Genomic DNA, 26,545 nt, shown 5'->3' on the forward strand with positions numbered 1-26,545 from the left:
AATTTGGCGGTTGACACAACAAAGTCGGTGGCGGCATCTTCCCAAGCGGTCGGGAGGCGATCTAGAGTTCCGATCTGTCACGGACTGGCCGACCAAGATCACTTTCCGTGGCTGGACTCGTGAGGAGCCACGGATGCGTCGACGCGTTGGTGTCTGGCTGTTCGGAGCAAGAGGATCGGTCGCCACGACGACTATCGCCGGAGCGGCAGCGCTCAGCCACGGCAGCCCGCCCGCCGGGGTGGTGACAGAACTCCCCGCCTTCGCCGGCACGGACCTGGTCCCCCTGGACCACTTGGTCTTCGGCGGCCACGACGTCGTCGAAACCCCACTGGCGAAGCGGGTCGAGCAGTTGGTCGCCGGTGGCGTCCTCCCGGCCGGCCTGGAAAGCCTGGTCGCCGCCGAACTAGCCGAAGCCGACCGCAACATCGCCCTCCTCCCCGCCCGCCCCTTGGCACTTGCGGCCGAAGAAGCGGAGGGACGTCCTCGTCACTTCTTCGGACGTAACGAGGGGGGTGACGGCGAGCTTGTGCGGAGGATGGCTGAGGACATTCGCGCCTTTCGGCTGCGCAATGACCTGAGCCAGGTGGTGGCGATCAACGTGGCGTCGACCGAGGCGCCGTACGACGTACAGGTTGACGGGCTGGCCGAGTTGCGGGCGGCGATGGCGGGGACGGACGTGTTGCCGGCCAGTTCGCTCGGTGCGCTGGCGGCGTTCGAGGCGGGGGCCGCCTACGTGGACTTCACGCCGTCGACCTCGATCAGGCCGGCTGCTGTCCGGGAGTGGGCGGTGGAGAAGGGACTGCCGTACGGCGGGCAGGACGCGAAGACGGGGGAGACCCTGGTGAAAAGCGTCCTGGCGCCGATGTTCTCGACGCGGGCGCTCCCGGTGCACGCCTGGTCCGGGACGAACCTGCTCGGCGGCGGTGACGGCGCCACCCTCGCCGACCCGCGCGCGGCCGAGTCGAAGAGCATCTCCAAAGAACGCGGCCTCACCGAGCTGCTCGGCGACGTCGCGGGCGAGGTCCACATCGACTACGTCGACCCGATGGGCGACTGGAAGACCGCCTGGGACCACGTGCTGTTCTCGGGTTTCCTCGGCGTCCGTATGACGCTGCAGTTCACCTGGCAGGGCTGCGACTCCGCCCTCGCCGCTCCGCTCGTACTAGACCTCGCGCGCCTCTCCGCCCTGGCCCTCGATCGCGAACACGTCGGCGCGATGCCGTTCCTCGGCTTCTACTTCAAAGACCCGATCGAATCGACGGAGCACTCACTAGCCCGCCAGTACGACGAGCTGGTCCGCTGGGCCCGCTCATGCTGAGACTCGGCACCGCCGGACGCACCCGCCTGGCAGACCTGGCCGAGCTGGTCAGAGCCCCCGCCGCCCTGACCGTCCCAGGCGACGTACTGGCCGGCGCAGTAGCGGCAGGCAACCTCCGCCCTGCCCGCGTCGCAGGCCTGGCGGCCTCCTCGATCGCCATCTACTGGGCAGGCATGGCCCTCAACGATTGGTCCGACCGAGCACTGGACGCGGTCGAACGCCCAGAACGCCCCATCCCCTCCGGCCGAGTAACCCCTCGTACTGCGTTCACCCTCGCCTCAGCCCTCACCGCGACCGGCCTAGCCCTCTCAGCGCTCGCGGGCGGCCGCGCCTCCTTCCGTACGTCGGTAGTGCTGGCGGCAACCGCGTGGACCTACGACCTGTCGGCCAAGAACACCCCAGCCGGCCCGGCCGTGATGGCAGCCGCGCGCTCCCTCGACGTCCTGGTTGGCGCCGGCGACAACCGTCGCGCCGCGCTACCCGCCGCCGTGACCATCGGCACCCACATCCTCGGCACCACCTACATCTCCCGCGGCGAAGTCCACGGCAGCACTCCGACGGCAGCCAGGGCCGCCTTGGCGGCCACCACAGCAATCACCACGGCAACCGCCGGCAACAACTATGTGGTCGCCGCGTTCGCCGGCCTCTTCGCGCGGTCGGTCGGGCAGGCTCAGCTGGTCGCCGCCAAAGACCCCAGCGCCCAGAACCTCAGGAAGGCCGTCGGCGCCGGCATCCACGGACTCGTCCCGCTGCAAGCGGCCTGGTGCGCTCGCGGCGGTAAGCCGGTGGTCGGCGCGGGTTTGATGGCCGCCCTCCCGCTGGCAAAAGCCCTGGCCAGGAAGGTGTCGCCCACATGAGATTCGGCTACGGCACCAACGGCTTCGCCAACCATCGGCTGCCCGAAGCGCTCGCGGTGATCGCGGACCTCGGGTACGACGGGGTCGCGCTGACCCTCGATCACAACCACCTCGACCCGTTCGGCCCGGACCTCCGCCGGCGTACCGCCGAGGTGGGCAAACTGCTTGCCGAGCGCAACCTTTCCGTGGTGATCGAGACCGGCGGCCGCTACGTCCTCGACCCCTACCGCAAGCACGAGCCCACCCTCCTGCACACCAAGGGCGCCGAGTGGCGGATGGCCCTGCTCGAACGCGCCATCGAGGTCGCCGCCGACCTGGGCGCCGACGCAGTCTCGTTCTGGTCCGGCACCCTCCCGCCAGATGTCACCCAAGAGGTCGGCTGGCAGCGTCTTGTCGCCAGCTGCAACCAACTCGTCGTGTACGCCGCCGACCGCGGCGTCCAGCTCGGCCTCGAGCCTGAGCCCGGCATGCTCGTCGACGACCTCGCCGGCTACTTGAAGCTCCAGGCCGAGGTCGGCAGCGAAACCCTCGGCCTCACCCTCGACATCGGCCACCTGGTCTGCAACGAGCCCCAGTCGCCACCCGCCTGCATCACCGCCGCGGCGCAGTACCTGGTGAACGTCCAGATCGACGACATGCGCCGTGGCGTCCACGAACACCTCGAGTTCGGCACCGGCGAGGTCGACTTCCCACCTGTCTTCCAAGCCCTTCGCGAGATCCGGTACGAAGGCCTGGTGGCCGTAGAGCTCCCACGCCACTCCCACGCGGCGCCCACCGTCGCGCGCGAGTCCCTCGACTTCCTCCGCAAGGCGTCAGCGTGACGCCCGCCACGATCCTCGAAGAGCTCCTGCCGACTGCAGCCCGCACCTGGCTGACCGAGGCCCGCCGGCAACCGCTGGCAGTGACCTTCCCCGCGGCGGCCCGCAAGGTCGGCCGTGACCGCCTCAGTCCGAGCTGGACCACCGACCAGGCCACCCGCGCACTCCTCCTGGTCGGCGCCGAGCCGACCGACATCCTGGACGTCTACCGGTACGGCGACGCTGCCGAGAAGCTCGCCGTCCTGCACGCACTCTCCCTCGCGGACGTGGCGGACGAACTCCAGGACCAGGCTCTCCCCATCGTCGAGGACGCGATCCGCACCAACGACCAGCGCCTGGTCGCGGCCGCGCTCGGTCCGTACGCGACGCAGCACCTACCCCAGCACGCCTTCAGGCAGGCCGTCCTGAAGTGCGTGTTCGCGAACATCCCGCTGGCCGTGGTCGACGGCCTGCCGAAGCGGGTGGATCAGGAACTGATCCGGATGATGACCGATTTCGCCACCGAACGGAGCGCAGCCGGCCGGGAGATCCCGGCCGACTTGGAGGCGTACCTCACCAGTCCCCCCTAAAGAGGTGTCACGCCATGCGCATCTTCGATCCGCACATCCATATGACGTCGCGGACCACCGACGACTACGCCGCGATGGCGGCCCACGGAGTGCAGGCCCTGGTGGAGCCTGCGTTCTGGCTGGGTCAGCCGCGGACCAGCGTCGGCTCGTTCGTCGACTACTTCGACGCGCTGATCGGCTGGGAGCCGTTCCGCGCCGCGCAGTACGGGATCAAGCATCACTGCACGATCGCGCTCAACCCGAAGGAGGCGAACGACCCGCGCTGCCGCGAAGTCCTCGACGTCCTGCCGCGCTACCTGGCCAAGGACGGCGTCGTCGCGGTCGGTGAGGTCGGCTACGACTCGATGACGCCCGCGGAGGACGAGGTGTTCGCCGCGCAGCTGGAGCTCGCCAAGCAGTTCGAGCTGCCCGTGCTCGTCCACACCCCGCATCGCGACAAAGGCGCCGGTACTACCCGCACGCTCGACGTCGTCAAGGAGTCCGGTCTCGCTCCGCACGCTGTGGTGGTCGATCACCTCAACGAGGTGACGGTCAAGGAGGTCGCCGACTCGGGCTGCTGGATGGGCTTCTCGATCTACCCCGACACGAAGATGGATCCGGACCGCATGGTCGTCATCCTGCAGCAGTTCGGTACCGAGCGAGTGCTCGTCAACTCGGCCGCGGACTGGGGCAAGTCCGACCCGCTGCGCACGTACGCGACCGGCCAGGCGATGCTTGCCGCCGGCTTCACCGAGGACGACGTCGACCAGGTGCTCTGGCGCAACCCGGTCGCCTTCTACGGCCAGTCGGGACGACTCGACCTCGGGGACACGGCCCCGGCGGACACGTTCGAGGGCAACTCGATCCTGCGAGGTGTCAGGCCATGAGGTTCCGGCACCCCGACGGCTCGATCGTCCACCTCGCCTACTGTACGAACGTCCATCCGGCAGAGGACCTCGAAGGCGTCATCGCCCAGCTCGACGGCTGCTCCGCGCTCGTTCGCAAGGAGCTGGGGGTTCCCGTTCTAGGCGTCGGCCTCTGGCTCGCCAACACCCTCGCCGACCGGCTGGCCAACTCGTCGGTGGCGCTCAACCGGCTGCGCAGTGCCCTCGACCGCAACTCGCTCGAAGTCGTCACGCTCAACGGTTTCCCGTACGCCGGATTCCACGATCGCGTCGTCGGCAAGAAGGTGTACTCGCCCGACTGGACCGAGCCCGCGCGACTCCAGTACACCCTCGACCTGGTCGACGTACTCAACGAGTTGCTGCCCGCCGACGCGTCGTACGGGTCGATCTCGACCCTGCCCCTGGCCTGGCGTACGCCGTGGGACCGGACCCGTGACGCCGCGGCCCGCGACGCCTTCAACCGCCTGGAGTTCCGCCTCGCCCGGACCCAGGAAGCCACCGGTCGCCCGATCCGCGTCGCGATCGAGCCCGAACCCGGCTGCATCCTCGAGATGATCCCGCAAGCAGCCGACTGGCTCACCCCGTACTCCGCCCAGTCGCTGGTCGGTCTGTGTCTCGACACCTGCCATCTCGCGGTCCAGTTCGAGGAACCCGCCGAGGCCTTCGCCACCCTGCAACGAGCCGGCGTGGGAATCGTCAAGAGCCAGGTATCGGCGGCGCTGCACGTCCCCGCCCCGGAGGACCCAGCAGCTCGCGAGTTGCTGGCCGAGTTCGCCGAGCCCAAGTTCCTGCACCAGACCCGCGAGTACGGCGGACCCGGGATCGACGACCTCGACCTGATCGACCAGCTCTCCGGTCACGCGTCCTGGCGCGTGCACTTCCACGTCCCCGTGCATGCCAAGCCACGACCTCCGCTGACCAGTACGACGGACGTACTCGAGGAGAGCCTGCAACACCTTGTCGGCGGTTCCCATCCGCTGACCCACCATCTGGAGTCCGAGACCTACACCTGGTCCGTACTTCCCAGCGCCCCCAAGTCCCAGCAAGAACTCGCCGAAGGCATCGCCGGAGAGCTCGGTTGGCTCCGCGACCGCCTGATCGGCCTCGGCCTGGAGGAAATCAAGTGAGCAAACAAGTCATCGTCATCGACGTCGTCGGGCTGACCCCACGACTGCTGCGCAAGATGCCACGACTGCGGCAGTTGCCGTTGAACCGCGAGCTGGGGACAGTACTGCCCGCCGTCACCTGCTCTGCCCAGGCGACCTTCCTCACCGGCACGATGCCGTCGGAACACGGTGTCGTCGGCAACGGCTGGTACTTCCGCGACCTCGGTGAAGTCTTCCTCTGGCGTCAGCACAACAAGCTCGTCCAGGGCGACAAGGTCTGGGACGTTGCCCGGCGCAAGAACCCGCAGTACAAGGTCGCCAACGTCTGCTGGTGGTACGCGATGGGTGCGGAGACCGACCTGCTCGTCACGCCGAGGCCGATCTACTACGCCGACGGCCGCAAGGCACCCGACTGCTACACCCGGCCGGTCGAGCTGCACGACCGTCTGACCAACCAGCTGGGTGCCTTCCCGCTCTTCCACTATTGGGGGCCGACGGCATCGATCAAGTCGAGCAAGTGGATCGTTGCCGCGTCGAGGCAGATCCTTGCCCAGGACAACCCCGACCTGCTGCTCACCTACATCCCACACCTCGACTACGACCTGCAGCGGTACGGCGCTTCGTCGGTCGAGGCGACTCGCGCCGCGATCGAGCTGGACGCAGTACTGGCGCCGTTGCTCGACGATGCGGAGGCCAGGGGAGCGATGGTGATCGTGCTGTCGGAGTACGGGATCACCGACGTCTCGCGGCCGGTGGACATCAACCGGATGCTGCGCAGCGAAGGGCTGCTGGAGGTCCACACCCAGGACGGGATGGAGTACCTCGACCCGTGGGCGTCCAGGGCGTTCGCGGTCGCGGACCATCAGTTGGCCCACGTCTACGTGAAGGACCCGGCCGACCTCGATGCCGTCAGCAAGCTTCTCGGCGGGCTGCCGGGCGTCGCCGAAGTACTCGATGCCGAGGGCAAGCGTAAGTACGGGCTGGATCACGAGCGGGCCGGCGAGCTGGTCGCAGTTGCTGAGCCGGACTCCTGGTTCACCTATTACTACTGGCTCGACGACGAGCGAGCACCTGACTTCGCCAGGGGAGTGGAGATCCACCGCAAGCCTGGCTACGACCCGGCCGAGCTGTTCTTCGACCCGTCCGACCGCTTCGTGAAGCCACGCGCAGCGTCGTACCTGCTCCGGAAGAAGGTCGGCCTGCGCTACGCGATGCAGGTCGTCCCGCTGGACCCGTCCATAGTCCGCGGCTCCCACGGCCGCCTACCGTCCAATCCCGAAGACGGCCCGGTCCTCCTCAGCACCGACGCCCAGTTGGCACCCGAAGGAAAGGTGGAGGCGACGGCAGTACGAGACCTAATCCTCAAAGCAGCCCACCCCAACCCCGCCTAGCACCCCACCCCAGCGGGGTCAGGCTGATTCGCGGAGGATCAGGTCGGTGGGGAGGATGACGGAGTCGGCAGCGCCGTGGGCGAGGAGGTCGAGTAGGAGGCGTACGGTGCGCGCGGCCTGCTCGCCCATCGGGCTGCGGACGGTCGTCAGCGGGGGAGCGGTGTAGAGGGCTGCCTCGATGTCGTCGAAGCCGACTACCGCGACGTCGTCGGGGACGCGGCGGCCGGCCTCGCGCAGTGTGCGCAGGGCGCCGATCGCCATCAGGTCGTTGGCGGCGAAGACCGCGTCGAGTTGCGGATCATCTTGCAGTAGTTGGCGCATCGCATCGGCGCCGGAGATCCGGGTGAAGTCGCCCAGGGCAACGATCGACCGGCGGTCGGTGTCTTGCAGCGATTGCCGGTACGCGTTCAACCGCTCCTGCGCAGCCTGCATGTCCAACGGTCCGGAGATGGTGGCGATCCGCTGCCGCCCCTGGTCGAGCAGGTGCTGCACGGCCTTGGTCGCACCCCCGACGTTGTCGTTGTCGACGGACGGCATCAGGCCCGGTGTCGCGAGGCGCCCGTGCGACACGACCGGCAACCCGGTTCGAGCCAGTACTGCGGGCAGCGGATCCGAGCCGTCCATCGACACGAGCATCGCGCCATCCACGTGACCGGCTGCGAGGTAATGCTCGACGCGCAACCGGCTCTCGTCGGACCCGGCCAGTACGAGCGAGACCTGCTTGCCGGCGGCCTCCAGCGCCCGCGAGGCAGCGCGGACGACCATCGCGAACATCGGGTCGTCGGAGACCAGCCCGGCCGGCGGGTCGGAAACGATGATCGCGATCGTGTTCGTCTTCTGGGTGACCAGGTTGCGGGCCGCGCCGTTGGGCACGTAACCGAGCTCGGTCACCGCGGCCATCACGATCTGCCGGATCTCGGGCGCGACCGTCGGCTCGCCGTTGATCACCCGGGAGACGCTCGACTTCGACACCCCGGCCCGGGCCGCCACGGCATGCAGGGTCGGTCGTCGCACGCGTACCCCCTCAGATCGGCCTGCCAGGGAGCGCTCCCCACGACTGAGCATCCCGGCGGTTCCGGAACCTTGTCAAGGGATGCCGCTGTGTTACGGACAGGTTGCCACCGAGTGACCACGAAGCCTTGACACCGTTCCCTGAGCACGGTTTTCTCAGGCTTAGGGAACGTTCCCCCGCTCGATTCTCGACAGCGCAGTTCATCGTCCGCCCCAGGAGATGCCATGCCGTCCCTTTCCCCGCCCCTGCCCAAAGCCAAAGTCAGAGCCAAAGTCAGAGCGCGCTTCAAGATCGCGGCGCTCATCGCAGTAGCCATCAGCTTCGTCCTCGCCCTGGTGGTCAGCCCACCCGCCGGCGCCGCCGACACCCTGCTTTCCCAGGGCAAGACCGCCACCGCGTCGTCCACCGAGAACACCGTCTTCACGGCGGCGTCAGCGGTCGACGGCGATCCAGGCACCCGCTGGTCGAGCGCTCATGCCGTCGACCCGCAGTGGATCCAGGTCGACCTCGGTCTGACCGCCACCGTCAACCAGGTCCAGTTGAGCTGGGAGACGGCGGCCGCCAAGGCCTTCCAGATCCAGGTCTCCGCCAACGGCACCAACTGGAACTCCGTCTACACGACCACCACGAGCACCGGCGGCAACCAGACGCTGACCGTCTCCGGCTCCGGCCGGTACGTCCGGGTGCTCGGCACCCAGCGCACCACCCAGTGGGGCTACTCACTGTGGGAGTTCAAAGTCTTCGGTACTACGTCAGGCGGCCCTGGCCCCGGCCCGGGCAGCAAGCTGCTCTCCTACGGCAAGACCGGCGCTGCCTCATCGCAGCAGAGCGATGGCAACTGCTGGGAGTGCACCCCGGCTCGCGCCTTCGACCTCGACCCGGCCAGCCGCTGGGCGACCACGACCGACTCCGGCTGGGTCGACCCGGGCTGGATCTCCGTCGACCTCGGTGCCACCGCCCAGATCGACAAGGTGATTCTGCAGTGGGATCCGGCCTCGGCGAAGGCGTACCAGATCCAGGTTTCCAACGACAACGTCAACTGGACCCAGATCTACACCACCGCAGCCGGTCCGGGGTTCAAGGAGACGCTCAACATCACCGGCTCCGGCCGCTACGTCCGGATGTACGGCACGCAGCGCAATACGCCGTACGGGTACTCGCTGTGGGAGTTCCAGGTCTATGGCACCGGTGGCGCGCCGACCACGCCGCCGACTCCGCCTGCGGACCCGGCGAACCCGCCGCAACTGGTGTGGTCCGACGAGTTCAACAGCGCCGCGGGCACCAAGCCTGACGCCAACAAGTGGCGTGCCGACCCGGGCAACGGGCAGAACGGCGAGCTGCAGGTCTACACCAACCACAACAACACGCAGATGGACGGCGCCGGTCACCTCGTGCTCGAGGCGCGTCGCGAGGTCACGCCGGGTTCGGCCTGCCCGATCGACCCGGTCAGCGGGAGCGGCACCTGCCAGTACACGTCCGCCCGGATGAACACCGGCACCAAGTTCGACACGACGTACGGCAAGATCGAGGCGCGGATCCAGGTGCCGAAGGGCAACGGTCTGTGGCCGGCCTTCTGGATGATGGGCTCGGACTTCCTGACCGGCCGCCCGTGGCCCTACAACGGCGAGATCGACATCATGGAGATCCTCGGCCGCGAGACCACCAAGGGCTACTCGACGCTGCACGCCCCGGCCTACAACGGCGCGGGCGGGTACGGCGGGACGTACGGCCTGCCGGGTGGCGCCGACTTCGCGAACGCATTCCACACCTGGACGATGCTCTGGAACAGCACGAGCATCACCTACCAGGTCGACGGCACCACGGTGTTCGTCGTCGACAAGGCCCAGCTCGAGGCGACCAGGGGACCGTGGATCTACGACCACCCGTTCTACCTGATCCTCAACCTGGCCGTCGGCGGCGACTTCCCCGGCCCGCCCAACGCAGCGACGCCGTTCCCGGCTCGCATGCTCGTCGACTACGTGCGCGTCTACCACTAGGAGCTCTGATGAAAACTCAGCTGAAAGTCTCCGGTGTGCTCAGAATCAGTACTTTGTTCCTGACCCTCCTAGCCGTCCTGGCTGCCTATCTGGTGATCGCGAGCCGCCCGGCTCAGGCAGCGGAAACCTTGCTGTCACAGGGCAAACCGACGCTCGCCTCCTCGGTGGAGAGCGCCGCTTTCCCGGCCGCCGCAGCGGTCGACGGCAACAACGGCACCCGCTGGGCGAGCAGCTTCGCCGACAACCAGTGGCTCCGGGTCGACCTGGGTTCGTCCCAGGCCGTCAACCGCGTGCTCCTGCGCTGGGAGGCGGCGTACGCGCGCGGCTTCCAGCTCCAGACCTCCGCCAACGGCAACGACTGGGCGACGATCCAGACGACGACCAACGGAACGGGCGGCGAGCAGAGTCTCGTTGTCAACGGCAACGGCCGGTACGTGCGGATCCTGATCACCCAGCGCGCCACCCAATGGGGTGCCTCGCTGTTCGAGTTCCAGGTGTACGGCGGGACGCCGGGTGGTGGCCCGATCGTCCGGGTGGCCGAGTTCCTGGCCGACTGCCCGTACACGCACCGGTTGCCCGACGACCCGATCGTGTTCCCGAACATGCCGGGCGCCTCGCATATGCACAGCTTCTTCGGTGCGACCGTGACGAACGCCAACACGACGGTCAACGACCTGGTCAACTCGCCGACCTCGTGCAACCCGGCCGAGGACAAGTCGTCGTACTGGGTGCCCACCCTGTACGTGAACAACCAGCCGGTCGAGCCGACCGGGACCACCTTCTACTACCTGGGTGAAGGCGTGCGCGACGACGTCATCGCACGGACCCAGCCGCTGCCGTTCGGGCTGCGGATCGTGGCCGGTAACGCGAAGGCGACCGGGCCGAGCGACAACACCATCTCGCGGTGGTCCTGCCTGCATGCCGGTGACGCCGGTTCCGGGCACGACTTCATCACCTGCCCGGCCGGCACGATGCTCGAGTCCTATCTGGACTTCCCGCAGTGCTGGAACGGACGCGACCTGGATTCACCCGACCACAAGAGCCACATGGCCTACCCGGTCAACGGCGACTGCCCGGCCAGCCACCCGGTGCCGGTGCCGAAGCTCCGCCAGGTCCTGCGGTACCCGGTGAACGGCCCGACGGCCGGCTTCCGGCTCGCCTCAGGTGCTGGCTTCACCATGCACGGTGACTTCTTCAACGCCTGGCCGGTGGCCGAGATGGAGCGCCGCGTCAACGACTGCATCCGCCCGATCATCAAGTGCGGGGCCAACGGTCACCCCTAAGGAGTGTCATTCAGTTAGGCACTCGACAGCCGGGCGGGTCCCCGTCCCAGGACCCGCCCGGCCGCTGTTCGGACCGTACCGATCTCTGCTTTGCTGGTGGTGTCGCTTTCGAGGAGCTCTCCACCGCCCCCGCTTTTCGAGGAGTTCGTTCATGAAGGCCCTAACTCGTGCCGCGCTGCCCTGTACTGCCGTTCTGCTCGCCGTGCTGACCGGCTGCGGCTCGTCCGCCTCGGTGTCGTCGCCGCCACCAGCGCCTCCGGCCAGCGCGCCGACCCCGACGGCGAGCGTCACCAAATGGGATATCGACCCGTCGTTCAACGCGACCGACCTGGCCTGGATCGAGCTGATGATCCCGATGGATGAGCAGCTCCTGCGGGTGCTGGGGCTGGCCGAGAAGCAGGCGGCCGATCCCGCGGTCAAGAAGTTCGCGACCGAGGTGGCCGCCGGGCACAAGACCGAGCTGGCCCAGTTCGTCGCCCTGCGCGCCCGCTCCCGGCTGCCGGTCCGGAACCCGCACGAGGGTCACGACATGCCCGGCATGATGACCGAGCCCGAGATCGTCACCCTGGGCGGAACGAAAGACCAGGGGTTCGACCCGCTGTTCGAGAAGAACCTCCAGGAGCACCTCGACCAGTCGATCGTGCTCGCCCGCAGTATCACCACCGATGGCAAGGACGCCGCGACGAAGAAGCTCGCCGCGTCGATCATCGCCACCCGCACCACCCAGCTCCAACAGCTCGCCGGGCTCTGACCGACCTGGGGTAGCGTCTCCGGCGTGCCAGCCATGAAGATCGTCGACGCCTCTGTCGTCGTCACCAGTCCGGGGCGCAACTTCGTCACGCTGAAGATCACCACCGACGACGGCGTGACCGGCCTCGGGGACGCGACGCTCAACGGTCGCGAGCTCGCCGTGGTCTCGTACCTGCGTGATCACGTCGCGCCGCTGCTCATCGGACTCGATCCGCACCGGATCGAGGACACCTGGCAGTCGCTCTACCGGGGCGCCTACTGGCGGCGCGGGCCGGTCACGATGGCTGCGATCGCCGCAGTGGATGTGGCGTTGTGGGACATCAAGGCCAAGGTCGCGAACCTGCCGCTCTACCAACTCCTCGGCGGCGCGAGCCGCGATCGGGTGCGCACCTACGGCCACGCCAGCGGGCGCGACGCCCCGGAGCTGTTCGACTCGGTCCGGGCGCGGCTCGAGCAGGGCTACCAGTCGATCCGGATCCAGACCGGAATCCCTGGCCTGCAGCGGGTCTACGGAGTGGGTGGCGAGCCGGACGCCTTGCCGGACGGGCGGGTGCGGCCGCTCGTCGAGGACTGGGACACCGGCGCGTACCTGCGCCACATGCCTTCCGTCTTTGAGGCGGTCCGCAACGAGTTCGGCCCGGAGCTACCGCTGCTGCACGACGCCCACCACCGGCTCACGCCGCTGCAGGCAGCCCGGCTGGGCAAGGATCTGGAGCCCTACGACCTGTTCTGGCTCGAGGACTGCACGCCTGCCGAGAACCAGGAGGGTTTACGCCTGGTCCGCAGCCACACCACCACGCCGCTGGCCATCGGTGAGGTCTTCAACAGCATCCACGACTTCCGGACGCTCGTGAACGAGCAGCTCATCGACTACGTCCGCGCCGCCGTCACGCACTTCGGCGGCGTCTCGCCGATCAGGAAGCTGTTCGACTTCGCGGCCCAGCAGCAGATCAAGAGCGCCATCCATGGGCCGGAGGACATCTCGCCGGTCGGGATGGCCGCCGCGATCCACCTCGACCTGGCGATCCACAACTTCGGGATCCAGGAGTACGCCGGCTACACGGCTGCTACCGACGAGGTGTTCCGGCACGCGTACACCTTTACCGACGGCCACCTGCATCCCGGCGAAGCGCCAGGCCTGGGGGTGGAGCTCGACGAGGAACTCGCCGCCGCCCACCCGTACGCCCCGGCCTACCTACCGGTCAACCGCCTCGCAGACGGCACCGTCCACGACTGGTGACGCTTACGACCTGACCAGATCGGTTCGTGAACTGGCGCCAGCGGCTGATCGACTCAGTGGTTGGCGATCCGGGAGACCGCGAAGAGCAGGATGACCAGGACCGAGAAGATGCGCATCCAGCGGGCGCCGGTGGTGACCACCGGCCAGGACAGGAAGCCGAGCCAGGCGAGCAGTAGCGCCAGCAGGATGAGCGACGGGACGCCGACGCCGATCGGGGCGAACACTCCGACCAGGGCGAGTACCAGGGTGATACCGGGCAGTACCAGCTTTGGCATGGCGTGCAGCCTGGCGATGATCGGGTAGCTGGCCTTGGTGATCCGTGCCCGGAGCGGGCTGACCGGCTGACTGCTGGGTGTGCTGCTCATCCGGCCATTGTTCCAGGCTGTCGGAGCAGGTCTAGCCAAGCGGGCCCCAGGATGGCCGTCTGGGCGGGGTCAGCGGCCGGTGACCAGGGGTGACGCCGTAGGCTGTGGCGGGTGTTCGTGGTGATCAGGTTCCGGGTCGAAGAGGCTGCGCAGCCGGGGTTTATCGGCCGGCTGGAGACCGCCGTTGAGGTGCTGTCGCGCCAGAAGGGCTTCGTCGCGGCCCGGACCGGGCGCAACGCCGACGATCCCGAGTTGCTCGCGCTGAGTATGGAGTGGGTGAACATCGGCAGCTACCGTCGCGCACTGTCGCCGTACGAGGTCAAGCTGGCGGCCGTACCGCTGCTGTCGGAGGCGCTCGACGAACCGAGCGCGTACGACGACCTCAGCGAGTTCGCCCCGCACCGCTGACCCGATAGCCTGGTCCCTTCCCGTACCACCACTCTGGAGTCGAAACGTGCCCGTGGATACCGTCGATGCCGTCGTCAGCCTCAGTAAGCGGAGGGGCTTCGTTTACCCGTGCGGCGAGATCTACGGTGGGACCAAGTCGGCCTGGGACTACGGACCGCTCGGCGTCGAGCTGAAGAACAACGTGCGGGCGCAGTGGTGGCGCTCGATGGTGACGAGCCGCGACGACATCGTCGGGCTGGACTCCTCGGTCATCCTGCCGACCAGGGTCTGGGAGGCCTCGGGCCACCTGCAGGAGTTCGTCGACCCGCTGACCGAGTGCCAGTCCTGCCACAAGCGCTACCGCGACGACCACCTGCGCGAGGACTTCGCCCGGCGCAAGAACAAGGACGCCGACGAGGTCAAGCTCGACGAGATCGCCTGCCCGAACTGCGGTAACAAGGGCACCTTCACCGAGCCGCGGATGTTCAACGGCCTGCTGAAGACCTACCTCGGCCCGGTCGAGTCCGAGGAAGGCCTGCACTACCTGCGGCCGGAGACGGCGCAGGGCATCTTCATCAACTTCGCGAACGTGATGGGCACCGCGCGGAAGAAGCCGCCGTTCGGCATCGCCCAGGTGGGCAAGAGCTTCCGCAACGAGATCACCCCGGGCAACTTCATCTTCCGGACCCGGGAGTTCGAGCAGATGGAGATGGAGTTCTTCGTCCCGCCGGGCGCGGACGAGGAGTGGCACGAGTACTGGCTGAAGGCGCGCTGGGACTGGTACACGGGTCTCGGGCTGAACCCGGACAACATGCGGCTGTACGAGCACCCGAAGGAGAAGCTGAGCCACTACTCCAAGCGCACCGTCGACATCGAGTACAAGTTCCACTTCGGCGGCAAGGAGTTCGACGAGCTCGAGGGGATCGCGAACCGGACCGACTTCGACCTGTCCACGCACTCCAAGCACTCCGGCGTCGACCTGTCCTACTTCGACCAGGAGAAGGGCGAGCGCTGGACGCCGTACGTGATCGAGCCGGCCGCCGGCCTGACCCGTAACGTGCTCGCGTTCCTGCTCGACGCCTACACCGAGGACGAGGCGCCGAACGCCAAGGGCGGTGTCGACAAGCGGACCGTACTGCGCTTCGACCCGCGCCTCGCGCCGGTCAAGGCCGCCGTGCTGCCGCTGTCGCGCAACGCCGACCTGTCCCCGAAGGCGAAGGACCTGGCCGGCGAGCTGCGCAAGAACTGGAACGTCGACTTCGACGACGCCGGGGCGATCGGCCGCCGCTACCGCCGCCAGGACGAGATCGGTACGCCGTACTGCATCACCGTCGACTTCGACACCATCGAGGACCAGGCGGTGACGATCCGCGAGCGCGACTCGATGAAGCAGGAGCGCGTCGCCCTGACCGAGGTGACGGGCTACCTCGCCCAGCGTCTGGTGGGCTGCTGACGATGCCTGCCCTGACGCTGCGGGGGATCTTGACGCCCGGACGGACGAAGTTCGGCGTGGCCGTCTTCGGGCTGAGTGCGCTGCTGGTGTTCCTGGTCGCGGGCTGCTCGGACACCGCGCCGGACGCTTCCGACAAGCCGTCGGCGTCCAACCCGACGTCTTCAGGCTCCACCGGGCCGTCGGCGCCCGGGTCGACCGCGCCGATCCCGACTGCCTCGACGCAGACGCTGACCCCGCTGCCCCAGCCGTCGAAGCCGTGGCCTACGCCTTCGGTCAAGGGTGAGCCGGCCTCGGACGCCCCGCTGGCGCAGCGGATCCGCTTCGCGATCTCCAAGCAGGCCCAGATCACCGCGGGCCGCGCGGCGACGACGACGGTGAACTGCCCCGGTATCGACCAGGCGGAAACTGCGGGCAAGCACACGCTGAAGTGCACGGTCACCTACGCCGGCAAGCCCTACACGGGCACGCTGACAGTCGACGCCAAGCAGTACACCGCGTCGTACAAGTTCACCTCCGACTCGGTGGCGATCGTGAAGCCGAAGGTCGTCGATGCTGTCCTGCGGACCGTGCCCGGCGCCGCCAAGGTCACCTGCACGATGGACGACGTCACTATCGTCAAGAACAGCTCCGCGGGTATTGCGTGTGACGTGACGACCACCGCCAACGCAGTACAGCCTTACAAGGCCGAGGTCTCCGGCAACGGCCAAGTCCTGGTTGCGAAGGCCTGATCATGCTCAAGCTCGGTAACCTGACGATCGATACGCCGGTGGTGCTCGCGCCGATGGCGGGGATCACCAATGCGGCGTACCGGCGGTTGTGTGCCGAGCAGGGGGCCGGGCTGTACGTGTGCGAGATGATCACGTCGCGCGGGATCGTCGAGGGGGACCAGAAGAGTCTGGACATGCTCACCTTCGACGAGCGGGAGACGGTTCGCTCGGTGCAGTTGTACGGCGTCGATCCGGTGTACGTCGGGCGCGCGGTCGAGTTGCTCTGTTCGGAGTACGGGGTGGCGCACGTCGACCTCAACTTCGGCTGCCCGGTGCCGAAGGTGACGCGCAAGGGCGGTGGCGCGGCCCTGCCCTGGAAGCGGAATCTGCTCGGCGCGATCCTGCAGGCCGCGGTGAAGGCCGCGACGCCATACGGGATCCCCGTCACGATGAAGACCCGGATCGGGATCGACAGCACGCACCAGACCTACCTCGACGCGGGCCGGATCGCCGAGGAGTCGGGTGCGGCCGCGATCGGACTGCACGGCCGTACTGCGGCGCAGGCGTACTCCGGTCAGGCGGACTGGACCAAGATCGCCGAGCTCGTCGAGCACGTGAACATCCCGGTCCTCGGCAACGGTGACATCTGGGAGGCCTCGGACGCGCTCCGGATGGTCGCCGAGACCGGTTGCGCCGGCGTCATCGTCGGCCGCGGCTGCCTCGGCCGCCCGTGGCTGTTCCGCGACCTGGCCGTCGCCTTCACCGGCGGCGAAGCCCTCAACCTGCCGACGCTCGGCGAGGTCGCCACGGTGATGCGCCGCCACGGCGAGCTGCTGGCCGGCCTGATGGGGGAGTCGCGGGGCCTGCGCGACTTCCGCAAACACGTCCCGTGGTACCTGAAAGGCTTCCCAGCCGGCGGCGAACTCCGCGCCGCCCTCGGTATGGTCGAGTCTCTGGCCCGCCTGGACGAGCTGCTTTCCCAGCTCGACCCGAGCGCCCCCTTCCCGGTCCAGGAGCTCGGCTCACCCCGAGGCCGCCAAGGCAGTCCGCGCGACCACGTCGTACTGCCCTACGGCTGGCTCGACGACACCGACGGCCTCAACACGGATATGGCCGACGCTGAAATCGGGGTCTCCGGCGGCTGACCGTTCGACGTCGTACGCTCCTGTCATGGCGAGCAAGCCGGATGAGGTGCGTGACGGAGTACCGCTGACCAATCTTGATCAGCCGCTGTTCGATGGGGCCGAGGCGACCAAGCGGGAGCTGGTGGACTATCTCGATGCGGTCCACGAGCAGATGCTGGTGGGGTTGCGGGAGCGGCCGTTGTCGGTGGTCCGGATCCGGCCGGGGCAGCCGTCGTTCATGCAGAAGAACGTGCCGAAGTACACGCCGGAATGGGTCCGGACGGTGCCGGTCTGGGCGGAGGCGTCCAAGCGGGAGGTTTCGTACGCCGTCTGCGACGACCGGCGGACGTTGCTGTGGTTCGCGAACCAGCGAGCGGTTGAGTACCACCCGACGTTGATGAGGCTCGATCGCCCGGACCGGGTCACCCAGCTCGTACTGGATCTGGATCCGCCCGAGGGAGACGAGACGTTCGCGCTCGCCGTACAGGCTGCCTTGCTCGTCCGGCAGGCGCTGGCCGACCTCGGGCTCGACGGCGCGGTGAAGACGAGCGGCGCCAAGGGCGTGCACGTCTACGTGCCGATCGATGACACCGCCACGATCGAAGACGCCGCCGCCGCGACGCGCGCGATCGCGGCACGAGCAGCGCGCATCGACCCGGCTCTCGCTACGACGGCGTACGTCAAGGAAGAACGCCACGGAAAGGTTTTCGTCGACTCCACCCGAGCCGGCGGCGCCACCGTCGTCGCGGCGTACAGCCCGCGCATCCGCCCCGGTACGCCGGTCTCGTACCCGGTCGGCTGGGCGGACGTCGAACAGGTCTCCCCGCGCGATTTCACGATCCGTACCGCGCCCGCGCTACTCGCCGCCGCAGTGCCGTGGGCCGACCAACTCCCAGCCCCGCAAGCCCTCCCGGCCGACCTGATCGCCGAAGGCCATGAGATCCCGATCGCCCGCGTAGTCGCGATGCACGAAGGCAAGCGCCGCAAGGCAGCCGCCCGCAAAGCCGCGGAGGACAGCTAGCCGCGGAGCTGTGCGATCCGCCGCCGAGTCAGCTTGGGCTGGTAGAACTGCATGGCGAAGGCCAGCGCGAACGCGGCCGCGGCCAGAAGACGCCACCAGTCAAAACCGTCATCGTCCAGGGCCAGGAACACCTGCGAGACGATGGCGCAGGCGCCGGCGATCAGGAGCCAGATCCGGACCCGGAGAAACCCGGCCAGCTGCCGCTCCGCGATCCCGAGCGCCGCCGCCCGGATTTCGGGCTGGGTCGGCACCGGCCCACGCCGAGCGGCCTTGAGTGCAACTCTGGCCGCCTCGGGCGAAAGGCCCTCCACTGCAGGCCGGAGTCGGCGCTGCGTGCTCAGGAGGCCGAGTCCGGCGGCCAGTGCTACTCCCACCGCGGCGACGAGCCCGGGGATGATCATCCAGAGCCAGGAATCCAGCTCGTCCCGGAAAGTGATCACGCTGATCGCGGCGAAGAACACGCCGAAGAACAGCCCGGCCGCGAGCCCCGCGAGCCACGGCTTGATGGTGAGTGGATCGATGCGCATGCCGAAGGATGACAGATCTCCGCCCGGCGCGCTCGGTCGTTGCACCAACTGACATCGACGCCTAGTACTCGTTGGCTGTTGTCAGGTCCAGCGCGGCGTAGCGGACGTCGGGTATCGGGTGATTGCGGAGGCTGATCAGCAAGTCGCGCCAAGCGGGGGACCAGGCTGTGTTGTCGGATGCGGCTGCCACCATTGCCAGGGCGAGGTGGCCGTCTACCGCGCGGCCGGTGGCGGCCAGTTCGGTTGCTGGGGTGAGGGTTTTGGTGGCGGTCCGATGGGCCGGGGAGTGCAGCCGGAAGCGGAGTTGCTCGGCGGCGACTGCGATCACCAGGGGGCGGTCGGCGATGAGGTCCGCGACAGCGGTGAGGCCCGCCATCGGCTCCGTCCAGTCGAGTGCCCAGATCAACGGGTGCACGCGAAGCGCCAGGTATTCGGGTGCCACCAGTTCAGCGGCCGCGTCGAGAAGCGGTTGCTTGGTGCTCCAGTCCACCGCCCCGCCCACCTTCGCCATCACCAGCGTGAGCCGCTGACGGGCGGGATGGTCGCGGTCGGATTCCGCATTCGGTACGCCGGGCTTGCTCTCCAGGCGGATCAGCAGCCGGACGACCGAGATCAGCTCATCCCGAGCCTGGCCGGCAGCGACGATGTCTGCCAGCGCAGTGGCCGCGTCGCTCCAGTTATGGCTTCGATTGGCCAGGTCTGTGATGAAGCCCGCGCACACCGGCGCCACCGCGGGGTTGTAGGGCGCCCACCCCGCCAGCGATCGCAGAGCTGCGCCCACGGTCGGTGTCTCCGGCCGATTGGTCGCCGCGATCAGTAGGTCCGCGTACCGCGACCTGTACTGCGTGGCCATACTCAACGGCGGCCGCTGGATCAGCATCGCCGCAGTGGCAGGCGAATCGTGTACCGCCTCCTGCAGCAGCGCCCAACTGGCCGGCTCGTGCAGGAGGTGCTGCGACGCCACACTGGTGATCGCCGCCCGCACATCCCGATGCGCATCCGCCCAGGCCTCCGCCAGTACTTCGCTGGCGCCGGGGGCACGAAGTACGCCGAGCAGCCGAGCAGCCTCCTTGCGAGACGTCACCTTCACGCCCTCACCCACGAGCACCGGCCGGAACGTCTCAACCAGGAGGCTCGGCCTGACGAAGCGAGCTGCCCGGCTAGCTGCGGACAGGGCGACTCGGGCGCGGTCGTCACCCGCATGAGCCAGCAGTACCGGCAACGCCAGCTCTGGCTGATCGGTCCACACCACAGCAGCAAGGGCCGCCTCTTGCAAGAGCACCGAGTCGTTGCTCAGGAACGGCTCGACAGCTCTCTGGCCGGCGCCGGGGATGCGGCCCAGGGTCGAGACGGCCTTCGCGCGAGTCCACTCGGGGATGCGGGTGTCGTTGGCGGCGGCTGCCACCAGTTCGGCGTACCGGCTGTGCTGGTGGGGGAGCCAGCGGCGCAGTGCGGTCGTGGAGACCCGCCAGGCCGGGCGGTTGCGATCGAAGCGGCGGGCCTTGTCCGGCTTGGCGAAGACGCGGTCGACGAGGTCGGTGCGGCCCTCGGTGACGGCAGCCCAGACGGAGTCCCACCGGGCCATCCCGACCTTGTAGTCGATGATCCGGCCGGTCCGCTCGGCCCGCGTTGCGGTCGGTTGCAGCCAGAGCTGGGTGGCCCGCTCAACTACGGACTTGTCCTTGGACCAAACCGCTTGCTCGAGTACGTCGTGCAGCTGCGTGTTCGTCCAGCCCCGCCGCCCGAAGGCCTCGGCGACCGCGAAGGCGAGCTCGAACTCCTTGCGGGCGGCGGCCGCCTCGACATGCGGCCGAAGTGCCTCGTAGACGGCCACCTCGCGGCCGCGCGGCAGTCCGTCGACCAACCCGTACAGCTCAACCTCGCCCTGGTACTCGGCCAGCCGGGCCTGCGCTGCGACGCCCCAGCCGAGCAACGCCAAGTGGTTGCCCAGAGCACCTTGCCGGATGGCGGTCTCGGCGAGGCTGTTGAGCGCCTCGCCGCTGAGCCAGGAAAGATCGCGGGCTTCGAGGGCATCCGTCAGCAGGGTCTGCAGTGCGTCGACGTGGAGGTCGGTCAGCTGCGACGGTGGCAACGAGGCGGCCGCGTCCAGTACCGCTTCCCGGACCGGATCCTGATCGTTGCGGACCCTGGTGGCCCAGGACAACGCCTGCTCGATCGATGCCGGTTCGCGCGAATGGCCTGCGCTGGTGATGACGGCACGGTAGACGACAGCGCGTGCCCCCGCCTCGGGCTGGTTGACCTCCGGCTCGAGCCTGGCGAAGGCTTCGGCGAAAGGCAGATAGGCGCTGTACTCCCACTGCTGCCGTGGATCGCGGTCCTGGAAGAGCTCGATCATGCGACGGGCGTACTCGTGCCGGAGCCGCCGGGGGAGGACGGCCAGCAGCTTGTCGGACAGCGCCGTCCGGCCGAGCTCGATCGTGGCGGTCACCCCTTCGAAGACGGTCGATCGCCGAGCGGGTGGGAGGTCGCTCAGCAGGCCGGCGACGTTCGGCCAGAGGTTGCGGCCGATGGCGACCAGGTCGTCGTCGGCGAGCCGGTACAACCTCCGCCGGAGCGCAGGAGTGAAAGCGCGCTGCAGCGCCGAGGCCCGGTCTGGCGCGGTCAGGAGTTGCAGGAGGCCGGCCGGATCGAGATCGGCGAGCTTCCCGATGACTTTGACGACGGGCTGCGGGAGGTCGTACTGCGGAGCCGCTACCCGGATCAGCTCGACAACACGCTCCGGGTACTGGTCGATCGCCTCGACCACCCCGTAGCCGACGCTGTCCCACCACTCGGTTCGGTAGATGCCTTCCGGCATCGTTCGAGAGGCGTGGTCCAGTACTGCCTCGGGATGCCGCGCGGCCAGGCGGGCCCATTCGCCTGACGTGAGCGTGTAGCCCAGATCGGGCAGTAGCCGGTTGACCGTGGCTGTGTCGGCGCTGCTCAGTAGGCCGGCGGCGGCGTGGTCGCCCCAGCGGTCGCGTTGCTCGTCGATCAACTGGACGGCCAGCGCCTGTCGCCGGGTGCGGCGGATGACGGTGAGGATTCGGGCGCGTAGGGCTGCAGGCGCATCGGAGTACAGGGCCTGTAACGCGTCGTCAGAGACCGGTACGCCGCAGCCGACGGCGGTCAGTGCACGCCCCTGGAGCTGTGGGTCGGTGAGGAGCTTGGTGATGTGCTCGACGTCGCCGGCGATCTGGGCGAGTTCGAGGCCGACGGTTCGGGCGAAGGTCTCGCCGATGTCGAGCTCGGCGATCAGCGCGGCCAGCTCGGCGGTACCACGGAGTCGGCGCGCGTGCTCGGCGATCAGCTGGACGCGTTCGCCGTACGGGAGTTCGCCGAGGGCGCTCAGCAGTTCGGTGGCTCGCATGCCGACATCCTGCCGAATCGCAGAGTCAGGAGGGCAGATTGGCCGCCATCAGGAGTTGTGCCGCTTCGCGGGCGCGGGTCGCCGGGGCAGCCGATTCGGAGAACACCGAGGTGGTGATCGCGCCTTCGCTGAGCAGGATCAAGTAGTCGGACAGCCGCTGCGGATCAGGAGCGCCGGCCGCCGCGGCCAGCTCGGTGAGCGCGTCACGGAAGCCCGCCTTGTGCTTGCGCGCCATCTCGGCGACCGGGGGTGAGACGGTGCCGAGCTCGCCGAAGGAGTTGATGAAGGCGCAGCCGCGGAAGCTCTTCTCCAGGAACCAGTCGTGCAGGAAGTCGAAGACGGCGAGGAGGCGCTCGCGCGGATCGGTCTCGGCCTCGACGTGCTCGGCCAGCATCGTCTTCCACTGCAGGTCGCGCTTGTGCAGGTAGGCCTCGATCAGGTGGTCCTTGGACGGGAAGAGCTGGTAGAGCCGCTTCAGCGAGACGCCGGACGCGGTCCGGATCGCGTCCATCCCGACCGACTGCACGCCGCGTTCGTAGAAGAGAGCGTCCGCCGCCGCGAGCACCTGCTGCTGCGCGGTCGCTGTGTCGATCGTCATATCGCCTTCCTCGGACTGGGCCTTGCGCTGAGAACCATCGTTCTCCTACAGTACTGGATATCGGCGGAGAACGTGCGTTCTCCGCATCCTGGATCTCAGTGGAGGAGTACTTCGATGACCGTTCTGGAGCCTGCCGCCCAAGCTTTCGCCGACGCGACGAGCGTCCCCCCGTTCCTGTTCCAGCTGCCGCCGGACGAAGGTCGCAAGGCCGTCGACGACGTGCAGACCACCGACTACCCGAAGCTTCCGGTCGACGACGAGTGGCTGACCGTGCCGAACGGTGACAGCACCGTGAAGGTCCGGATCGTCCGCCCGGCCGGCAGTACCGGCCCGCTGCCCGTGATCCTCTACATCCACGGCGCCGGCTGGGTCTTCGGCAACGCGCACACCCATGACCGGCTGGTCCGCGAGCTGGCGGTCGGCGCGGGCGCGGCCGTGGTCTTCCCGGAGTACGACCTGTCGCCTGAGGCGCAGTACCCGATCGCTTTGGAGCAGAACTACGCCGCGGCCCGCTGGATCGTTGCTTCCGGCAAGGACCACGAGCTGGACCCGAGCCGGCTGGCGATCGTGGGCGACTCGGTCGGCGGCAACATGGCGGCCGCGGTGACGCTGCTCGCCAAGGAGCGCGGCGACGTCAGCTTCAACCAGCAGGTGTTGTTCTACCCGGTCACCGACGCGTCCTTCGACACCGCGTCGTACCACGAGTTCGCCGAGGGCTACTTCCTGCAGCGCGAGGGGATGAAGTGGTTCTGGGACGCATACACCAAGGACGAGTCGCAGCGGAACGAGATCACCGCGTCGCCGCTGCGGGCCGGCGTCGAGCAGCTCCGGGGCCTGCCGACCGCGCTCGTGATCAACGCCGAAGCCGACGTGCTGCGCGACGAGGGTGAGGCGTATGCCGCCAAGCTCCGCGAGGCCGGCGTCGACGTCACGGCGGTTCGCTTCGGCGGAGTCATCCACGACTTCGTGATGGTCGACGCCCTCCGCGTCACGAACGCAGCCGAGGCCGCGATCACCCTCGCCGTCACGACCCTCCGCAAGGCTCTCGCCTGAAGGTCGCTAGCCGCCGACGCCTGAGCTGACCTTCTCCAGCTCGGCGTAGGCGGCCGCGAGCTTGGGCAGCGTGTAGTGCGCGTTCAAGCCACTCGGGTTAGGCAGAATCCAGACGCGAGTCTCACCGATCCGCCGCTCCTGCTCACCCATGGCGGCCTTCCGCTCGCCAAAAGCATCCCGGTACGCCGTAACCCCGACGACGGCAAGCCAGCGAGGCTGGTACTCGAGCACCTTCTTGACCAGGTTCTCCCCACCGGCAACCAACTCGGCCTTGCTCAACTCATCAGCCCGGGCCGACGGCTTGTCCACCACATTCGTGATCCCCAGCCCCAACCCCAGCAGGTCCCGCTGCTCATCCGGCCGAAACAACCGAGGCGTGAACCCGGCCTGATGAAGGGCCGGCCAGAACCTGTTCCCCGGCCGGGCGAAGTGATACCCGGTCTGCGCCGAAAGCAGCCCCGGATTAATCCCACAAAACAACACCCGCAACCCCGCCCCGACCACATCCCCCAACTCCTGCACCCCCGCACCCTAACCCCCGACACCCAAGGCAGCACTTTGTGCGCGACCTGAGTGTTTTGAGCGGTCCGCAACGCTCACGTGGTGCACAAGGTGGCGGCGCCCACCGACCCCGGGGCGGTGGGGCGGTGGGCGAGCCGTGCGGGCGCTGGGTGGGGCGTCCGCGGGTGGAGCTAGTCGTTCTGGTTGTTGAGGTTGGCGGGGAGTTGGGCGTTGATGCAGGCGCGGGAGACGAAGAGCCAGATGGTTTCGCCCAGGGCGTCCACCCGGATCATCGAGGCTCCGTTGTCGGCGGTGGTGTAGCGATAGCCGCCCGTGGTGGGGAGGGCGAAACCGGCCGGGTCGCGGAGGGCGCCGGTGGTGTAGGTGCTGTCGGTGAAGTAGTTGTAGTAGCCGGTGCAGGCCGACGGGTTGATCCGTACGACGATCGCGCCGTTGCCGGTGTGGGGTGCGACGTCGAAGTCGCGGCCGAAGGTGCGGCGGTGGACCAGGCGGTCGCTCGTCGCACTGCTGCAACTGTCCGCGATCGGCGTCGAGTGTGAGGTGTTGAGCGCGCCCGGGACGAGGTAGGCGCAGAAGCTCGAGCCGTCGCCCGCGCGCCAGCGGCCGAAGTGGAAGTTGTTCGGGGTCGTGGTGCTGACGTCGAAGCGGGTACCGGCGATCGCCGTTCCCATCACGTAGCCGCACGACTTGTTGGCCAGCCAGCCGCCGGCCGGCATCACCCCGTGGTTGTTGCAGGCGGCCGCGGGCTTCGGCACGTTGCCGATCGTCACGTACTGATTGATCGCCTGCGCGGGCTGGCTCAGCCCGACGACGGCCAGCCCACCGACGGCCAGAGCGACGAGCGCTCGCTTGATGGCAGAGGCGCGCATGTCAGCAGAACCAGCCGTCTTGGACCCAGCCGTTGTGGTTGATGGTGCCGTAGGCGAACCCGTGTACCCAGCCCGGGATGATCTGGTCGATCTTGAAGGTCTCGCCGCGGTGCAGCGTGCCGGCCCGGGCGCCACCCGGCTGGGTGCGGAACTGCAGGTCGTCGGCGCAGACGGTCTCCCGTACGCCGAGATGCCCGTTGGCGGCCTGCGCCTGGGACGTGTTGACGGCCAGCCCGACGACGACCAGCGCGGCGCCGGCGGCAGCGGTACGAAGTACTCGATTCATTGCGGTATCTCCTCTAAGGCGGGGCGGGGTTTCAGAGAAAAAGGGGAGGGGGTGGAACTCACCAGCTGTCGTAGCCGCCGATGCACTCGACCCGGATGAAGCCCCAGTCGTTCGGGCCGAAGTCCTGGATCGAGGCCCAGCCGTTGTAGACCGGGTGCTTGCCCGGCGAGTGGCCGATCTTGTCGCCGTAGCCGAGGGTGCGGATGTAGGTGACCGGGCCGGGGATCGAGAAGTTGTAGTTCTCGTACATCGTCGCGCTCTGGCAGATGTTGATCGCGTGCCGCGGGACCTCGACAGCGGTGGCGGTCGGCGCACCGGTACCGAGCGCCAGGCCGGCTGCGGCCAGAGCAGTGACGGCCAGCGCGATGGGAGCCTTGCGTGTCATCTCAACCTCCAAGGAGTTGTAATCTGAAATGACGGTAAGGCGTGTCGCCAGAGATGGCAATAGGTGTACTCAGTGGATACGCTGACCCGGTGAACAGCATCCGACCAGCGAGCGGCGAGGAGGCGGATCCGTACCGCAAGGGCTTCTACGGGATCGCCGAGATCGCCGAGGCGCTCGGCCTGAACCGGCAGCTGGTGACCGCCTGGCGCCGGCGCCGCAGCCATGGCATCCCGGAGCCGGACGCCGAGCTCTCGTCCGGCCCGATCTGGCGTGGCGAGACCGTCGAGCCGTGGATCGACAAGGTCCGCGACCGGCGCGATGCCACCGCCCAGCCGATCAGCGGCGAGTTCGCACTGAAGGCCGGCCGGCGGATGCTGCGGATCGCCGCCCTGCTCCTCGAGCAGCCGATCCGGCTCCGGCTGCTGAGCCAGGCGCTGGCCGAGGCGCGCGAACTGATCCCGCTGGTCGACGAGGCCGACGATGACCCGCTCGGGCGGGCCGTCAAACAACTGCTTGCGCCACTGCGCAAAGTTGGTGACGAACCCGCCGATCTGCTGGCTTTCCGCCAGCTCGTGCTCGCCGAGCTGGCACACCTGGAACCCCTGATCAGGATGGCAGCAGAATCCCTTCCGGATCCGGAGAGTGCGGGTTAG

General features: G+C 68.3%; 27 protein-coding genes. 18 read left to right on the forward strand and 9 right to left on the reverse strand.

Annotated elements, in window-relative coordinates:
• The first annotated feature begins 133 nt into the window (after window positions 1–133).
• The 7 genes from G3I17_RS36765 to G3I17_RS36795 are packed head-to-tail and all read left to right on the forward strand — an operon-like array spanning window position 134 to window position 6,943.
• Window positions 134–1,318: an inositol-3-phosphate synthase gene (locus G3I17_RS36765; RefSeq protein ID WP_164603541.1), complete on the forward strand. Its 1,185-nt coding sequence runs from the start codon at window positions 134–136 to the stop codon at window positions 1,316–1,318.
• Complete coding sequence (locus G3I17_RS36770; protein ID WP_203591272.1) at window positions 1,312–2,175, forward strand: SCO3242 family prenyltransferase; 864 nt, start codon at window positions 1,312–1,314, stop codon at window positions 2,173–2,175. Before G3I17_RS36765 ends, G3I17_RS36770 begins: the two co-directional genes overlap by 7 nt.
• Entirely contained in the window at window positions 2,172–2,996 is an 825-nt protein-coding gene (locus G3I17_RS36775) for a sugar phosphate isomerase/epimerase family protein (protein WP_164603543.1), read from the forward strand. The genes G3I17_RS36770 and G3I17_RS36775 overlap by 4 nt, the downstream gene beginning before the upstream one ends.
• Entirely contained in the window at window positions 2,993–3,562 is a 570-nt protein-coding gene (locus tag G3I17_RS36780) for an EboA domain-containing protein (protein WP_164603545.1), read from the forward strand. Before G3I17_RS36775 ends, G3I17_RS36780 begins: the two co-directional genes overlap by 4 nt.
• Window positions 3,563–3,576: 14 nt before the next feature.
• Complete coding sequence (locus tag G3I17_RS36785) at window positions 3,577–4,428, forward strand: TatD family hydrolase (protein WP_164603547.1); 852 nt, start codon at window positions 3,577–3,579, stop codon at window positions 4,426–4,428.
• Complete coding sequence (eboE, locus tag G3I17_RS36790; protein ID WP_164603556.1) at window positions 4,425–5,573, forward strand: metabolite traffic protein EboE; 1,149 nt, start codon at window positions 4,425–4,427, stop codon at window positions 5,571–5,573. The genes G3I17_RS36785 and eboE overlap by 4 nt, the downstream gene beginning before the upstream one ends.
• Window positions 5,570–6,943 carry a nucleotide pyrophosphatase/phosphodiesterase family protein gene (locus tag G3I17_RS36795; protein ID WP_164603559.1) on the forward strand — a complete coding sequence of 458 codons (1,374 nt, stop codon included), beginning with the start codon at window positions 5,570–5,572 and terminating at the stop codon, window positions 6,941–6,943. Before eboE ends, G3I17_RS36795 begins: the two co-directional genes overlap by 4 nt.
• Window positions 6,944–6,961: 18 nt before the next feature.
• On the opposite strand, the gene G3I17_RS36800 is transcribed toward G3I17_RS36795, so the two are convergent.
• On the reverse strand, window positions 6,962–7,957 hold the full coding sequence (locus G3I17_RS36800; RefSeq protein ID WP_343238544.1) for a LacI family DNA-binding transcriptional regulator: 996 nt from the start codon (window positions 7,955–7,957) through the stop codon (window positions 6,962–6,964).
• Window positions 7,958–8,179: 222 nt separating this feature from the next.
• On the opposite strand from G3I17_RS36800, the gene G3I17_RS36805 reads away from it, so the two are divergent.
• The 4 genes from G3I17_RS36805 to manD all read left to right on the forward strand — a co-directional run bounded on the left by G3I17_RS36805 (window position 8,180) and on the right by manD (window position 13,225).
• Entirely contained in the window at window positions 8,180–9,952 is a 1,773-nt protein-coding gene (locus G3I17_RS36805) for a discoidin domain-containing protein (protein ID WP_164603563.1), read from the forward strand.
• An 8-nt stretch (window positions 9,953–9,960) separates the two neighbouring features.
• Window positions 9,961–11,235 carry a DUF1996 domain-containing protein gene (locus G3I17_RS36810; RefSeq protein ID WP_164603565.1) on the forward strand — a complete coding sequence of 425 codons (1,275 nt, stop codon included), beginning with the start codon at window positions 9,961–9,963 and terminating at the stop codon, window positions 11,233–11,235.
• A 151-nt stretch (window positions 11,236–11,386) separates the two neighbouring features.
• Window positions 11,387–11,986, forward strand: a complete 600-nt coding sequence (locus G3I17_RS36815; RefSeq protein ID WP_164603567.1) for a DUF305 domain-containing protein — start codon at window positions 11,387–11,389, stop codon at window positions 11,984–11,986.
• A 33-nt stretch (window positions 11,987–12,019) separates the two neighbouring features.
• Window positions 12,020–13,225: a D-mannonate dehydratase ManD gene (gene manD / locus G3I17_RS36820; protein ID WP_164603661.1), complete on the forward strand. Its 1,206-nt coding sequence runs from the start codon at window positions 12,020–12,022 to the stop codon at window positions 13,223–13,225.
• Window positions 13,226–13,278: 53 nt separating this feature from the next.
• Here the strand turns inward: manD and G3I17_RS36825 are convergent, their stop codons facing one another.
• Window positions 13,279–13,590, reverse strand: a complete 312-nt coding sequence (locus tag G3I17_RS36825; RefSeq protein WP_164603569.1) for a DUF6703 family protein — start codon at window positions 13,588–13,590, stop codon at window positions 13,279–13,281.
• Window positions 13,591–13,701: 111 nt separating this feature from the next.
• Here G3I17_RS36825 and G3I17_RS36830 point away from each other — a divergent pair, with 111 nt between their 5' ends.
• From G3I17_RS36830 to ligD, 5 genes are read left to right on the forward strand one after another with little or no spacing between them, the layout of a single operon-like run.
• Window positions 13,702–13,998 (forward strand): antibiotic biosynthesis monooxygenase, encoded by a 297-nt coding sequence (locus G3I17_RS36830; RefSeq protein WP_164603571.1) that lies wholly within the window; start codon window positions 13,702–13,704, stop codon window positions 13,996–13,998.
• Window positions 13,999–14,044: 46 nt separating this feature from the next.
• On the forward strand, window positions 14,045–15,430 hold the full coding sequence (locus G3I17_RS36835) for a glycine--tRNA ligase (RefSeq protein WP_164603573.1): 1,386 nt from the start codon (window positions 14,045–14,047) through the stop codon (window positions 15,428–15,430).
• Between the two features lie 2 nt (window positions 15,431–15,432).
• Entirely contained in the window at window positions 15,433–16,158 is a 726-nt protein-coding gene (locus G3I17_RS36840; protein WP_203591274.1) for a hypothetical protein, read from the forward strand.
• A 2-nt stretch (window positions 16,159–16,160) separates the two neighbouring features.
• Window positions 16,161–17,282: a tRNA dihydrouridine synthase DusB gene (gene dusB, locus G3I17_RS36845; protein WP_164603575.1), complete on the forward strand. Its 1,122-nt coding sequence runs from the start codon at window positions 16,161–16,163 to the stop codon at window positions 17,280–17,282.
• A 25-nt stretch (window positions 17,283–17,307) separates the two neighbouring features.
• Window positions 17,308–18,282, forward strand: coding sequence for a non-homologous end-joining DNA ligase (ligD, locus tag G3I17_RS36850; protein WP_164603577.1), 975 nt, complete (start codon window positions 17,308–17,310; stop codon window positions 18,280–18,282).
• Here ligD and G3I17_RS36855 read toward each other — a convergent pair.
• The 3 genes from G3I17_RS36855 to G3I17_RS36865 form a co-directional block, all read right to left on the reverse strand.
• On the reverse strand, window positions 18,279–18,809 hold the full coding sequence (locus G3I17_RS36855; RefSeq protein ID WP_164603579.1) for a hypothetical protein: 531 nt from the start codon (window positions 18,807–18,809) through the stop codon (window positions 18,279–18,281). The two genes, ligD and G3I17_RS36855, sit on opposite strands and share 4 nt — an antisense overlap.
• Window positions 18,810–18,870: 61 nt before the next feature.
• Entirely contained in the window at window positions 18,871–22,179 is a 3,309-nt protein-coding gene (locus G3I17_RS36860) for a hypothetical protein (RefSeq protein WP_164603581.1), read from the reverse strand.
• A 25-nt stretch (window positions 22,180–22,204) separates the two neighbouring features.
• The gene (locus G3I17_RS36865; protein WP_164603584.1) at window positions 22,205–22,777 is read right to left on the reverse strand and encodes a TetR/AcrR family transcriptional regulator; all 573 of its coding nucleotides are present in this window, start codon (window positions 22,775–22,777) and stop codon (window positions 22,205–22,207) included.
• A 114-nt stretch (window positions 22,778–22,891) separates the two neighbouring features.
• Between G3I17_RS36865 and G3I17_RS36870 the strand changes: the two genes are divergently transcribed.
• Window positions 22,892–23,830: an alpha/beta hydrolase gene (locus G3I17_RS36870; RefSeq protein WP_164603586.1), complete on the forward strand. Its 939-nt coding sequence runs from the start codon at window positions 22,892–22,894 to the stop codon at window positions 23,828–23,830.
• A 6-nt stretch (window positions 23,831–23,836) separates the two neighbouring features.
• Here G3I17_RS36870 and mug read toward each other — a convergent pair whose 3' ends face one another.
• From mug to G3I17_RS36890, 4 genes are all read right to left on the reverse strand, one after another.
• Window positions 23,837–24,343, reverse strand: a complete 507-nt coding sequence (gene mug, locus G3I17_RS36875; RefSeq protein WP_203591280.1) for a G/U mismatch-specific DNA glycosylase — start codon at window positions 24,341–24,343, stop codon at window positions 23,837–23,839.
• Window positions 24,344–24,522: 179 nt separating this feature from the next.
• Window positions 24,523–25,221 (reverse strand): hypothetical protein, encoded by a 699-nt coding sequence (locus G3I17_RS36880; protein WP_164603590.1) that lies wholly within the window; start codon window positions 25,219–25,221, stop codon window positions 24,523–24,525.
• 1 nt (window position 25,222) lies between these two features.
• Window positions 25,223–25,507, reverse strand: a complete 285-nt coding sequence (locus tag G3I17_RS36885; protein ID WP_164603592.1) for a hypothetical protein — start codon at window positions 25,505–25,507, stop codon at window positions 25,223–25,225.
• A gap of 58 nt (window positions 25,508–25,565) precedes the next feature.
• Window positions 25,566–25,892, reverse strand: coding sequence for a hypothetical protein (locus G3I17_RS36890; RefSeq protein WP_164603594.1), 327 nt, complete (start codon window positions 25,890–25,892; stop codon window positions 25,566–25,568).
• A gap of 89 nt (window positions 25,893–25,981) precedes the next feature.
• Here G3I17_RS36890 and G3I17_RS36895 point away from each other — a divergent pair, with 89 nt between their 5' ends.
• Window positions 25,982–26,545, forward strand: coding sequence for a hypothetical protein (locus tag G3I17_RS36895; RefSeq protein ID WP_164603596.1), 564 nt, complete (start codon window positions 25,982–25,984; stop codon window positions 26,543–26,545).

This window comes from Streptomyces sp. SID13031 (assembly GCF_010548305.1).
Classification (GTDB): Bacteria; Actinomycetota; Actinomycetes; order Propionibacteriales; family Kribbellaceae; genus Kribbella.